Raw genomic sequence first — 12,016 nt, forward strand, 5'->3', positions numbered from 1 at the left:
AAATCTTCTTGCAGAACCCGTCAAATAACCTGACGGTGGGCTAAGGGCATTTTCAAGTACAGCGTAAGATGCAGCACTTCAAAATGCCCTTTTTTGCGTGCGTTCCGCGCATGCAAAAAAGGGCACTTCAGCTAATCCCGAGAGATTATTAATATTGAATTAGGTTGGGCTACTTAATTGTTGATGGGAATTGCAAAGACCCAATCTTTGTATTGAGGGTCGCGGTTCTCGGTAATCGCTGTCAGCTTATCCCGTAGCTTTTCGGTGATGGGGCGATCGCTCCCATAGGTGTAGTTTTCCACCCGGCTTACAGGGGTTACGCGAGCAGCGGTACCGCTTAAGAACACCTCATCCGCAGCAAACAATTCCGACTTGTCGACAGAGCGCTCCTCGACCGGAATACCCAAATCTCGGGCAACGGTCAGAATACTATCTCGTGTAATTCCTTCCAGGATGTCCTGGTCAAACCCAGGGGTAATAATGCGACCATCACGAACGATGAAAATATTCATTCCCGAAGCTTCACTGACTTTACCCTGGGAGTTCATCAGGATAGCTTCGTCAAAGCCTGCATCAACCGCCTCCGTTTTCGCCAGAGAAGAGGTAATGTAAGCGCCACTAATTTTGCCGCGCAGGGGCAAGCTGCGGTCTTCTTGCCGATACCAGGAACTAATACGACAGCTCACGCCCTCAGGAGAGAGGTAATCGCCCAATTCAAGACCATAGATAAAAAAGTCTTTCTCAACATTGTGCAGGCGGGGAGAAATTCCTAGATCCGAGGTGTAAACAAAGGGGCGGATATAAAAGGATTTATTGGGCCGGTTTTTCTGAACGAAGTCAACAATAACTTGCTGAATTTTATCGGCAGGCAAATCATAATGCATGAAGCGAGCACTCTGGCTCAGACGCTTGCTATGCCGATCCAACCGAAATAACAAAACCTGATTCGGATTCTGGGGATCAGGGATACCCCGCAGCCCGCCAAAGGCTCCCGTCCCATAATGCAGCGCATGGGTTGCGATGGAGATATTCGCTTCAGCAAACGGAACAAATTGATTTCGAAAGTAGGCGAGCGGCAGGAAGGTATGCATAAGTCCGTATGAGAGATTCAGAAAGCCGTCTGCGGCGTTGAAATAAGTTGGATGGTGGGGCCATTCCACTGGAACGGCAAAGCTGAACGCACCCGCCAAAGGCCCAAACAAAGCGCCAATCCACCCAGAGTGAGATCACTCTAGATAGCCTAAGAGGATCGGGACCATTGATCAAGCATACAGTCCTGACTGACCATTAATTGCCTCATCTGCCATGGATAGCGATCCCCCTATTTTGCGCCTCCCTTTTCGCGATCGCCCTGTCGATCAAGCACAGGGGTTGCATGCCAGAGCATGCTTTAAAGCAACACAGGAGAGTTAATTTTTAGGGCACTTCACACCATAAAAATTAGCTCTCCCAGGCAGGAATGGTATGAGATTCCAGTCAACTGATCCGCCCAATGCGGGCTAAAATCTTCTGGCCCGGTCGTTAGCATCACCGCTATTCAGGGTACTTTTTGTTCAGAGGTGATCAGGTATCTCTGTCCAATCTGTAGCAGCCCAACAACGGCTATGGATTGGATGATGTAAGTGTGTGGTGTTGATGACAGTAACCTGCGTTCGAGCGTAAGGCTCAGCGTCCGCAGAACGCGACGAGGTGAGACGGGGAATGGTTCAGGAGAATGACAATAAGCTGCGATTGATGGTCGTCGATGACGAATCCGACAACCTGGATTTGCTGTATCGCACCTTTCGACGGGATTTTCAGGTTTTCCGCGCAGAAAGCGCCCTGGAAGCCCTAAAAATTCTGGAATCATCGGGCGAGATGGCCGTGATTATCTCAGATCAGCGGATGCCACGAATGAATGGGACAGAGTTGCTGAGCCGTGTGGCTGAGCAATCTCCCGATACTATCCGCATTCTGCTGACAGGCTATACCGATGTAGAAGATCTGGTCGATGCCATCAATAGCGGCCAGGTGTTTAAGTATGTCACTAAACCCTGGAATCCAGAAGAACTGAAATCTGTTGTTCAACAAGCTGCTGAAACCTACCGGCTCGTTAAACAACGCATTCGTGAACTCAATCGCGCTCTACGGCGAGAATCGGCCTTCAACGCCGTCATGAGCGCCATTCGAGAATCCCTCGACTACGACAGCATGTTGCAGACCATCGTAGCCACCATGGGGCAAACCCTGGCCGCAGATGTCTGTCTCCTGCATCCTCTAGATGCCATAGGGGAATCTGCTGACACCTACCGGGTGTTATCAGGAACCTACGCTTATGAGAGCGACAGCCTTGAGAAGGAGGGGGCGATCGCCCAAATTGATCGCACAGGGGTTGGGCTTGAAGTCTATGCCCACAACTTGCATCCTCAAGTGCTTCGCCTTGGTGATACGTCCTACACCTGTTTGCTCAGTGCTCTCACCTATCAGCAGCACCCTCTGGCACTATTGGCCCTTTACCGTCATACCAGTAAGGTGCCCTGGGCAAAAGATGACATTGAGTTATTAGAAGCTGTAGCCAGCCAGGCAGCCCTAGCCATTTTCCAGGCTAAGCTTCACCAGCGCATCCAAAAACAATCGGAGCAGATGCAAGCAGAGCTGGCAGTAGCCCGCCAGATTCAAAGCAACCTGCTACGCCAGCAACTTCCCAAGTTAGATCAGGTGCAAATTCAGGCCTGTTGCCACCCAGCACGGGAAGTGGGAGGGGACTTCTTCGAGGTGTATGTGCATCCGAAGGGGGATGTCTGGCTTGGAGTCGGGGATGTATCAGGGAAGGGAGTCCCTGCGGCTCTCTTTATGGCCAGCGCTATTACGGTTTTGCGGCGGGAGCTCTCCCAGGAAATCTCCCCAGAACCGGATCGTGTGATGCAAAACCTGAACAGTACCCTATCGGATGATCTGGTCAGTAATAACTGCTTCATCACGATGGTGTTGGCCCGCTACAGCCCCCAAACCCAGGAATTGGTTTATGCCAATGCCGGCCATATCTACCCCCTCACATGGGAGCGGATAGCGGCAGCAGAGCAGGCGATCGCTGAACCCACGTACCTTAAAGTGCGCGGTGTTCCCCTCGGCATCCTGCCTCATTGGAAAGCCCCTGCCGGGCGGCTCACCCTGAAATCGGGTGAGGTTCTCCTGTTAGCCAGCGATGGTTTAACCGAAGCGACCCTGGACAACCCCGTGTCTGGAAGCCAGGAAATGCTCCGTCAAAGCGGCCTCTGGAAGCTTTTCTCCCAAAGGAACGATCTCAACTTGTCTGAAGTCCTGCACTATATTCAGTCCCACAGTCCTATCCAGGAAGACGATCAAACGATCCTTTCACTGGAGGTTTTGTAAAGCTTATGAGAACAGAACTACACGTACCCAGTGATCTCAAGTTTCTATCCATCGTGGAGAATTGGCTGCTGGGTGCCCTGGAGATGGAATTCGGGCATGAGGTCGATTGGCAAAAGCAATGCACTCGCCTACGCTTGGTGCTAGTGGAAGCCTATTCCAATGTTGTTCGCCACGCCCACCGAGACAAACCCAATCTGCCTGTTTTGATTCGTTTGGAATTGCGCGATCGCGATGTCCACCTGGAAGTGTGGGATCACGGCAAAGGCTACGACCTGGGCACCTATCTCCCCCCCTCCCCCGATAGCTGGCAGGAGCAGGAGGGAGGTTATGGCTGGTTAATTCTGAACCGCTTGATGGACAAGGTCGAATATCGTCTGCAAATCAACGGCTACAATTGCCTCACCCTGGAGACAACCCTTCCAATGCAGGAGGGGGAAGCGGCCCCGCTTCCAACCCAGACCGAAGCACCCTGACACCACTGACCTGACATCAGGAGGAGGGTGGCCGCTAAGCGGCCACCCTCCTCCTGATGTCAATTTTGGATTACAGCGCTTTTCAAACACTTAAACAGGACTTATGCAAGCCCGCTATCCGTAGTGCATTTGTGTTGTGGGTGGGGGTGCTTCGCACCCCACCCACAACACAAATGCGTAAGTCCAGATCTGGTTGTTTTTGTGAGATTGGCACTTCGCCTAGCTCTCATAAAACAATCGTGGCTGATTAAAGCGCAAAGCGCTGTAAGAGTAGTTGCAAGGGCGATTCCCATCGCCACTCGCTCATGCGCCCTTCAGGTTGTCAACGACTGTAGAGCCAGAGCCAAAGGGGAAGGGTGGCTAGTAACATGAGCGTACTGACCACAATGCTGCTGGCAATTAACTCTCGCTCCAGGTCATACTCTTCAGCCAAGATCAAACCTGCGAAGGCAGTGGGCATCCCTGCCATCAACACCATGGCTAAACGCGGTTGATCAGGTAGGTGGAGCAGCGATATGGTACAGCCAATAACAATCGGTAGACTAACGGTTTTGATCAGCGTGGGGATGAATGCCATTTTCAACCCTGCCCAGCCCTTGATCTGCCGTAACCGAATACCCATTAACAGCAAAGCCGCTGGAATAACAACCCAGAGCGATCGCCGCAACCCTAACTCCACAACCATTGGCAATACGAGAGGACGGGATAGCACCCCAAACCCAAAAGCCCACAGTGAAGGAACCGTGAGAATATCACGCACAATAGTCAACCAGGAATTTTGGGCCTGCGATCGCCCATAAAAGCTTGCTAACACTACCCCTACACCATAGAGGTGCCTAGAACGTTATGGGCTACGCTGTAGAGCACGATCCACCCCCGATATGGCTCATCAATAAACGTGGGTACTACCGATAAACCCACAAAACCTGTATTGCCCAGAATGGACGCCAACAAAAAGGCACCCCGCCGAGAAGCAGGGTGCCAGGGATTTTCAGGGTGATTAGAGAGCTGGTCTGGGGTAGATGGGGCCTTGGGAGTGAGTAGGGTTGAGCGGCAATCGAGGCCCCAGAGGGTAAGGGTGGCGATCGCCAAACCAGCTAGCAGACCCCAGAGCGTGATTACGGGAACCAGCGTTGCCCGTACCGAAAAATTGGTTTGGTGCGCCAGGGTAAAAATTTGAACAGGCACCCCAACCCAGTACAAACCTCGCCCCAGGAGCCGGGGAAACGCTTCTGGCAGAAAAGGAACCAGCAGTAGCCCCAACCCTGTCCATAGCAATAAAGGGACATAGGCATGGAGCAAGGTATCAGTCATGCTGGGTTAGGTTTTAGCAACAGGTTAGTTGGGCTGATCTGGGGTTTGAGCATCACCCGTCGAATCGTCAGTATCCAGCGTGGCCGGTAAAGGTGTTCGATTGGGGGAAGACGATGGACTAGGTGAGGGGGCGATCGCATCCGGCGAGGCTTCTGTTTCATCCGGGGTTGTGGATGTTGCATCGGGAGTTGTGGAAGTATCAGAGGTGGCTGCCCCATCCGAGGTTGTGTCTTCCTCTACTGCCGTAGCCTCTCCCAAAGGTTCAATCTCCTGGATCAACCAGTTCGTCCCCTGGCGAACAAGGCTATAACGCACTCGTAATTGCTCATCTGGTTCGTCATCAATTCCCTCAACAACCGTGGCAATCATCTGGGCTTGATTCGGCTGCTGAGGATTGGGTTCTTCCACTTCCACATTGACAATTCGGTGTCGGTACTCCTGTACCTCACTACTTTGGGCAGCGGCCTGTCGCTCTGCAAGAATTGACCCTGTCAGAACCGTAGCTAACTTACTTGTATCCCGACTTGGGCTAGTAGCCGCAGCCTTCGCCTCCAGCCAGCGCTGAAGAACACCCCGAGCGACATCTACCGTGATCGGGCCAGTGGCCGAAGCGGCTGAGGCTGCATCAGCAGATGGAATCTCGATAGGTGGATTGTTAATGCTGATTTCGAGTTGTTCGCCTTTCAAAGTAGGGCCACCCAATGAACGGGTAATCCAACCTAGCAATACCCATGCCAGGTAGAGTAGGCACAAACCCGCTACCCCAAGGGCAACCAGGAACAGCATTCGATCTAAGCGAGGGTTATTACTACTGCGGGGAGACAGGGAAGTCATCCGAGGTGGGCTACCAGACGAGGAGCGACGGGCCGTCGGAATTCGGCTGGGCGGAGAACTGGCTCCATTGTCTCCTGTACTCAAGCGACCTTCTGGAGAAAGTTGAGAAACGCGTTCTGCCGTCGGAAGGCTACCGGAAAATCCATTGCTGCCAACCCCCGGCTCCATCGTGGCTGTTCCACTTACGGTACGGGTCTGGTTGGGAGTCCCGACAGCATCATAGGGGGCTCCCCGCTCTGCTATGCTTTCGCGGGTGCTGGTACGCCCAACCACTGGCGTTGTGTCAGGAGGAGGTGGATAACTTTCAGGCTCGTTGGGCAATTCTTCGAGGTAAGTCTGCACCTGAGGATCTGCAAAGTAATCCTTTAAGGAAGCCTGCTGTTGTACCAGATCGCGGAAGTGAGGGAATACTTCGCCCTGTAGCCAACGCTCACTGTAAAGGCACAGGCCAGGTAAGAGGTCTGGAGAACCTTTTGAGTGCTCACGGATGAAGGCAATGGGTTCGTATTCCTGGCTCAGCTCCAGTGCTCGATTTGCCTCTTCCGTTTGTCCTAATAGAAGAGCACAGACGGCCTGCTCCAGATGGACGTCCTGACGGGTTCCAAGCCGAAGTAGCAGATGCTTCGCTCGACGCACGAGGGAGGGTTGGCGGTAGGCAAACCCTTTGGCTATCAGCGCATAGATCGCTAAATAGGTGGCAACTGCCGAAGGACGACGGGCTTCCGTTTCAAACAAAGTGACCTGTTCAGAAGCGGTGAGATAACTCCGCAATTGTTGAATAAAGCGGAGAAAATCATCGACATTCAAGCCTGACTGGTCATTACCGCTGCCATCAATGCCGCCTCGTTCTTGCAGCATGTCTTGTAGCAGGCTCAATCCCTGACGCCGTTCTCGTTCACTGGAAGTCGGCAAAGACAGCAGTTCCAGCACTCGGTAGGGCCGTAGCTTGTAAAGGTCTGACTGCATTTCACCTCGCACGCTGGCAAAGATCCCTTCCCGTAGCAGCAGGTCTTGACCGGCTTCTAGAGAACCAGCAGCACTTTCGTACTGGCCTTGTTGCCACTGTTCGCGGCCTAGCTCTAAATAAGCCAGAGCCACCGTCAATAAAATGTCAGACCGGACAATGTCAAATTGAGTGGGTTGCCCGGCGGATAAATTTGCATGGCCACTCAAGCAGGGACGGCCCAGTTTGAGCACCAGCTCATACTCGCCCAGTTCCAATAGAATCAGCAGGGCACCCACTAGCTGGGATTCCCGAATGTCAATGCTAGGGCCATAGGGGTCAGTCTGGGTCGGAACGACACTCAGTGACGCCCCACCAATGCTAGCCATGAGCCCATCTCCAAGATCTTCCTGAGTGCGATTCAGGAAGCTTGAATCGTAAAGGCGCCGCTGCTCTGGGTCAGACAGCACGGCATAAGCTTCATCCAGGAGCTGTTTGCGTGAGGCGATCGCCGCTTCCGAATATTCTCGACGCGGGAGTTGCAAGGCGCGATCGCGGTGAGCCTGCTGTAACTGCTCAGCGGTTGCCTGAATGGGTAGGCCCAATATTCGGTAATAGTCCAGCGGAATCCTCACAATTCAGTTCCCCAATATCCATATCGTCCGACTAACCGGTTGGCGCGGGCTTCTTAGCCCCACTCAGCCTCTTAATTCCGCAGAAAGTGAACCACACCCTGCGAAGCCAGTCTATATACAATAACCGTTTCAAAAGTAGTGGCTACCCTGTTCCGAAATTTACTCACCAGCATACAGAAATCTATAGACTTTGCCACAGGTCTTCATATCTTGTTGGCAGGTTTTTCCTACCTTATGATCAAGGCTGTCGTTTCTGACACTTGATCTCGACTTGCTAAATCTCAGGGCCAAGTTTGCCAGCGTTTTACGAAAGCTGGCCCAGCGTATACATCCTCTCCCACAGGCAGTTCCGGAACGTTGTCCAGGAACTTATTTAGGAAATCACCGTTATCTAACCACCACAATTCATGGGCACAAACTATTTCTGGATTCACGGGATGTGAGCTTGAGCCCACACATCATTTTGGATGGAACCTGGGAACCCTGGATTACGGCTCTCGTAAAAGATTTGGTCAAGCCGGGAATGCGCGTTCTAGAAGTCGGCAGTAATTGCGGCTGGTATACCTTGTTGATGGCTCAAGGCATTGGCCCAGAGGGAAGGCTGATTACGTTTGAGGCCAATCCAGGTTTAGCGCAACTCACCTTTGACAGCCTCAACATCAACGGATACAGCGATCGCGTTCGTCTACACAATCTGGCAGCCAGCAATGCTGACGGGGAAGCGACTTTCCGGATCTTTGAGCGTCATCTGGGAGGAGGCACGCTGGGAGCGGTGGGACAGGAGCACCTGGATAGATTTCAAGAAACCATCAAGGAAATTACCGTTCCTACCGTGGCATTGGATGAATTCCTGGAAGGAGGCGATCGCATCATTGACCTGATGAAGATTGATGCGGAAGGAGCCGAGCCTATGGTCTTTCAGGGTATGCACAATCTTCTGAAGGAGAACGAAAATCTAACAATATTAATGGAGTACAGCTTCTCCCAGATAAAAAATTGTGGGTTTAAACCTGTTGCTGAAATGGGTGCGCTTTTTGATCTGGGGTTTAAGGCATTTCGCATCGCAACGACACAACAATTGATCCCCGTAAACCTGGCGGAACTATCCAAACTCCGGCACTGTGAACTTTTACTGACTCGAGATGAGCAGAAGCTCCCAGGTTTGTGAATACTGAACTCTATTCGCAATCAGCCCCAGTGCCGCTTTGGCGTGCGCTCTAACCATTCAGTGATTTTCGCCGCACAGGACTAAGAGTCTTATTTTGCCGCCACAAAGTGACAGCGAAATAAAGCCCTCAGGTTTTGCCTTTGGACAGGTGCAACATGTGTGATTAGATAGGTTAGGATGTTCAATCCACTCCATGACTAGATACAGGACGCGTTGATGGTACAAGAGCGAGTACTGCCGTCATTTTCGACTGCCCAGGCCAACATCACCCGTGAAGAAGGGTTGACTATCTATGAAGATATGGTCCTAGGGCGGCTGTTTGAAGATAAGTGTGCCGAGATGTACTATCGCGGCAAAATGTTTGGCTTCGTTCACCTCTACAACGGCCAAGAGGCAGTCTCGTCCGGCGTCATCAAGGCGATGCGGAAGGATGACTTCGTCTGCAGTACCTACCGGGATCACGTTCATGCTCTCAGTAGCGGAGTTCCTGCCCGGGAGGTCATGGCTGAGCTGTTTGGTAAGGTGACCGGATGCAGCAAAGGACGGGGCGGTTCTATGCACCTGTTCTCGGCTGAGCATAATTTGTTGGGAGGATATGCCTTCGTTGCAGAAGGGATTCCCGTGGCAACCGGAGCCGCATTCCAAAGCAAATATCGCCGTGAGGCCCTGGGTGATGCCTCCGCAGATCAGGTGACTGCCTGCTTCTTTGGAGACGGGGCCAGCAACAATGGTCAGTTTTTTGAGTGCCTGAACATGGCTGCTCTCTGGAAACTGCCCATTCTGTTTGTGGTTGAAAACAATAAGTGGGCGATCGGCATGGCCCACGATCGCGCTACCTCTCAGCCCGAAATCTACAAAAAAGCCAGTGTCTTTGGCATGGCTGGTGTAGAAGTAGATGGGATGGATGTGTTGGCGGTTCATTCAGTCGCTCGCGAAGCTGTAGCCCGCGCCCGTGCTGGAGAAGGCCCAACTCTGATTGAAGCCCTCACCTATCGCTTCCGTGGTCACTCCCTGGCTGACCCAGACGAACTTCGCAGTAAGCCTGAGAAGGACTTCTGGTTTGCCCGTGATCCAATTAAACGCCTTGCCGCTTATATGACCGAGCAAGGATTAGCGAGTGTAGACGAATTGAAGGCAATTGATAAGCGCATTCAAGAGAGCATCGAAGATGCGGTGACCTTTGCCCTCGAAAGCCCCGAACCCGACCCTGCAGATTTGTATAAGTACGTATTTGCTGAGGACGAGTAGGTCGTCACTCCCGTTTCGGAGAGAACCATGCCTGATCCCATCATGTACCAGGAAGATGCTTACGTCGTTCTGGAAACCAACCAACCGGAGGTTTTCCTGACGGCAAAGGAACTTCTGGAAAAGCTATCGGGTATCCTGGCTCAACGGCAGGATGATCTTCCCCGTGACTTGCAGAGTATTCCTCAGATATCAGCTCAGGCTCAGCATTTGATGGAAACCTCCTGCGAACTGGATGTAGGACCGGGAGAATACCTGCAATGGTATGCGGTTCGGCTTGAGAAGTAGGTATTAAGAACCTCAAAGAAGGAGTGTGCGTTGTGCATTGCATGACGCACACTCTTTTTTAAGTAACCTGAGTTCGGGTTCAGATCTTTTCGGCGTGCGTAGAGCGTGCGCCAAAATAGGCACTTAGGCTTATCCCAAATTGAGATTGAGTAAACAAAAAAGCGCGGCGTTTAGAGCCGCGCTTTTTACAATCCGGTTTGTAGTTATGCAACCGGGCTGGATATCAATTTGATTTCGATCTGGTGGGGAGCCGGTTCTGCAACCTCAGCACGAATACCGGGACCAAAGAAACGTTCAAGTTTGTCGCGTTTCGCCTGCCAGCTTTCCAGGCTGACGTACTCAGAGTCAAACTCTAAAACCAGAGCATAGGAACCGGCGATCGCCTCCTCTCGAATTCCCTGCAAAATTGGCTGCTCATCATCCATGACCCCAAGCTGTAAGGCATCCAGAGAGCTATCCAAGTGAGCGTTCTGGCCGTAGCGGTAACGGGTGACATCCTTGCGAATCTGATTCTGGGTTTCGGTAGCCTGTTGTTCCCGCAAAGCCAGCACGTCTGAAGTGGTGGGCTGGCTAAAGGGAACAGGCTGAAGTTCAGCAGCGCTAAGGGCTAAGCCGCCCAAGAGGAGAGGAATACCATAGAAAAAGCCGACCAGGTTTAAGGTGGCGCGTTCAGTAAAGTAGGCAAAGAAGCCTACTAGTGTCAGCGCCCCTCCCACAAACAAACCAAGTTTTCCAAGCGAAAAGCGACCAAACATAAGTTTATGTATCCAGGGCGAGTCTTTGTTTATTATTCACTATCCAGTTCTGTTCTAGACCAGCGGTTGGTTTTCGCGGCGTAGCACGGCTCCACCAAAACCAACTGCTGGTCTAATACTCAGCGGCTTCATAGTAGTTGATTTCCCTGTGCAGTCTCGTTCAGGTTAACGGTTTTTTTGGGTGCCTAAAGCACACGCAAAAACCTCGTTAACCTGAGCTGACTTAGAATCTATCGAGAAAGCAAAAACCCACTTTGGGAGGGTGGGGGGTGTACATACCTCACCCTCCCAAAGTGGGTTTTTGGATAGGCGCTTAGAACAGAATCCTCACGGTTTGATAGGATGGAATCTGTGTCAAATTCCGGTGGGACGTACTCATGGCAGACCCGCAAATCCTTAGAGAACGATTCAACCAGATTCGGAGCAAGCGCGATTCCTTGCTGCGTCTCCTGGAGCAGCCAAATTTAGGAACACTTCGCATTGATGTCAACCAGGCTCTAGAAGAACTGGATGATCTGATTGACGACTTCAATCGTACGTTCCCAGAAAGCAATTTCCCCCAGAATTAAGACCTTGTTTTGTTTGTTCCTTCGTGCTCAAAAGGCACGAAGATTTTGCATTCCCCACGTTATCTTTTAACATCACGCGATTACCATCATGGCCGAGAGCTACACTGTCGAAATTCGCCACCAGGGCAACACCCAAACCATTACCGTTCCTGCCAACCAAACCGTACTGGTAGCAGCTCAGGCCGCTGGATTAGATCTGCCGTCTTCCTGTAATGCAGGTGTTTGTACCACCTGTGCCGCGCAACTTCTGTCAGGGACGGTTGAGCAGGGTGACGGTATGGGCATTAGCCCCGAGCTTCAAGAGAAAGGGTATGCTCTGCTGTGTGTCGCCTATCCGACATCAGATTTGGTGCTGGAAACCGAGAAGGAAGACGTGGTTTACGAGTACCAGTTTGGGGCAGCCCAGAGCAAAAAATAAGC

At 51.9% G+C, this 12,016-nt stretch carries 12 protein-coding genes; 7 read left to right on the top strand and 5 right to left on the bottom strand.

Annotation, left to right across the window (positions count from 1 at the left end; translation table 11 throughout):
- Positions 1-173: 173 nt before the first annotated feature.
- Positions 174-1,091: a branched-chain amino acid transaminase gene (locus H6F91_RS16475; RefSeq protein WP_190771900.1), complete on the bottom strand. Its 918-nt coding sequence runs from the start codon at positions 1,089-1,091 to the stop codon at positions 174-176.
- Positions 1,092-1,701: 610 nt separating this feature from the next.
- On the opposite strand from H6F91_RS16475, the gene H6F91_RS16480 reads away from it, so the two are divergent.
- Together H6F91_RS16480 and H6F91_RS16485 are read left to right on the top strand one after the other, a co-directional pair.
- Positions 1,702-3,372, top strand: coding sequence for a SpoIIE family protein phosphatase (locus tag H6F91_RS16480; protein WP_190771901.1), 1,671 nt, complete (start codon positions 1,702-1,704; stop codon positions 3,370-3,372).
- A gap of 5 nt (positions 3,373-3,377) precedes the next feature.
- Complete coding sequence (locus tag H6F91_RS16485; protein WP_190771902.1) at positions 3,378-3,845, top strand: anti-sigma regulatory factor; 468 nt, start codon at positions 3,378-3,380, stop codon at positions 3,843-3,845.
- Positions 3,846-4,167: 322 nt separating this feature from the next.
- On the opposite strand, the gene H6F91_RS27955 is transcribed toward H6F91_RS16485, so the two are convergent.
- The 3 genes from H6F91_RS27955 to H6F91_RS16495 are packed head-to-tail and all read right to left on the bottom strand — an operon-like array spanning position 4,168 to position 7,571.
- On the bottom strand, positions 4,168-4,659 hold the full coding sequence (locus H6F91_RS27955) for an AEC family transporter (protein ID WP_347280047.1): 492 nt from the start codon (positions 4,657-4,659) through the stop codon (positions 4,168-4,170).
- A gap of 5 nt (positions 4,660-4,664) precedes the next feature.
- Positions 4,665-5,159 carry a hypothetical protein gene (locus H6F91_RS27960; protein ID WP_242035828.1) on the bottom strand — a complete coding sequence of 165 codons (495 nt, stop codon included), beginning with the start codon at positions 5,157-5,159 and terminating at the stop codon, positions 4,665-4,667.
- Positions 5,160-5,183: 24 nt separating this feature from the next.
- The gene (locus H6F91_RS16495; protein ID WP_190789403.1) at positions 5,184-7,571 is read right to left on the bottom strand and encodes an IMS domain-containing protein; all 2,388 of its coding nucleotides are present in this window, start codon (positions 7,569-7,571) and stop codon (positions 5,184-5,186) included.
- A 439-nt stretch (positions 7,572-8,010) separates the two neighbouring features.
- Here H6F91_RS16495 and H6F91_RS16500 point away from each other — a divergent pair, with 439 nt between their 5' ends.
- The 3 genes from H6F91_RS16500 (at position 8,011) to H6F91_RS16510 (ending at position 10,272) form a co-directional block, all read left to right on the top strand.
- Positions 8,011-8,739, top strand: coding sequence for an FkbM family methyltransferase (locus H6F91_RS16500; protein WP_190771904.1), 729 nt, complete (start codon positions 8,011-8,013; stop codon positions 8,737-8,739).
- A 216-nt stretch (positions 8,740-8,955) separates the two neighbouring features.
- On the top strand, positions 8,956-9,987 hold the full coding sequence (gene pdhA / locus H6F91_RS16505; protein WP_190771905.1) for a pyruvate dehydrogenase (acetyl-transferring) E1 component subunit alpha: 1,032 nt from the start codon (positions 8,956-8,958) through the stop codon (positions 9,985-9,987).
- A 27-nt stretch (positions 9,988-10,014) separates the two neighbouring features.
- Positions 10,015-10,272, top strand: a complete 258-nt coding sequence (locus H6F91_RS16510; protein ID WP_190771906.1) for a chlororespiratory reduction protein 7 — start codon at positions 10,015-10,017, stop codon at positions 10,270-10,272.
- 203 nt (positions 10,273-10,475) lie between these two features.
- On the opposite strand, the gene H6F91_RS16515 is transcribed toward H6F91_RS16510, so the two are convergent.
- On the bottom strand, positions 10,476-11,027 hold the full coding sequence (locus tag H6F91_RS16515; protein WP_190771907.1) for a DUF2854 domain-containing protein: 552 nt from the start codon (positions 11,025-11,027) through the stop codon (positions 10,476-10,478).
- A gap of 377 nt (positions 11,028-11,404) precedes the next feature.
- Here H6F91_RS16515 and H6F91_RS16520 point away from each other — a divergent pair, with 377 nt between their 5' ends.
- On the top strand, positions 11,405-11,596 hold the full coding sequence (locus H6F91_RS16520; protein WP_190771908.1) for a hypothetical protein: 192 nt from the start codon (positions 11,405-11,407) through the stop codon (positions 11,594-11,596).
- Positions 11,597-11,684: 88 nt separating this feature from the next.
- Positions 11,685-12,014, top strand: a complete 330-nt coding sequence (locus tag H6F91_RS16525; RefSeq protein WP_190771909.1) for a 2Fe-2S iron-sulfur cluster-binding protein — start codon at positions 11,685-11,687, stop codon at positions 12,012-12,014.
- Positions 12,015-12,016 lie beyond the last annotated feature (2 nt).

Source organism: Leptolyngbya sp. FACHB-8, assembly GCF_014695575.1.
GTDB lineage: Bacteria > Cyanobacteriota > Cyanobacteriia > Elainellales > Elainellaceae > Vacuolonema.

What these genes read in the sequence shown, in the direction of transcription:
- H6F91_RS16475 (WP_190771900.1), bottom strand. Translation starts at nt 1,091, where the DNA reads ATGCATACCTTCCTGCCGCTCGCCTACTTTCGAAATCAATTTGTTCCG.
- H6F91_RS16480 (WP_190771901.1), top strand. Translation starts at nt 1,702, where the DNA reads ATGGTTCAGGAGAATGACAATAAGCTGCGATTGATGGTCGTCGATGAC.
- H6F91_RS16485 (WP_190771902.1), top strand. Translation starts at nt 3,378, where the DNA reads ATGAGAACAGAACTACACGTACCCAGTGATCTCAAGTTTCTATCCATC.
- H6F91_RS27960 (WP_242035828.1), bottom strand. Translation starts at nt 5,159, where the DNA reads ATGACTGATACCTTGCTCCATGCCTATGTCCCTTTATTGCTATGGACA.
- pdhA (WP_190771905.1), top strand. Translation starts at nt 8,956, where the DNA reads ATGGTACAAGAGCGAGTACTGCCGTCATTTTCGACTGCCCAGGCCAAC.
- H6F91_RS16510 (WP_190771906.1), top strand. Translation starts at nt 10,015, where the DNA reads ATGCCTGATCCCATCATGTACCAGGAAGATGCTTACGTCGTTCTGGAA.
- H6F91_RS16515 (WP_190771907.1), bottom strand. Translation starts at nt 11,027, where the DNA reads ATGTTTGGTCGCTTTTCGCTTGGAAAACTTGGTTTGTTTGTGGGAGGG.
- H6F91_RS16520 (WP_190771908.1), top strand. Translation starts at nt 11,405, where the DNA reads ATGGCAGACCCGCAAATCCTTAGAGAACGATTCAACCAGATTCGGAGC.
- H6F91_RS16525 (WP_190771909.1), top strand. Translation starts at nt 11,685, where the DNA reads ATGGCCGAGAGCTACACTGTCGAAATTCGCCACCAGGGCAACACCCAA.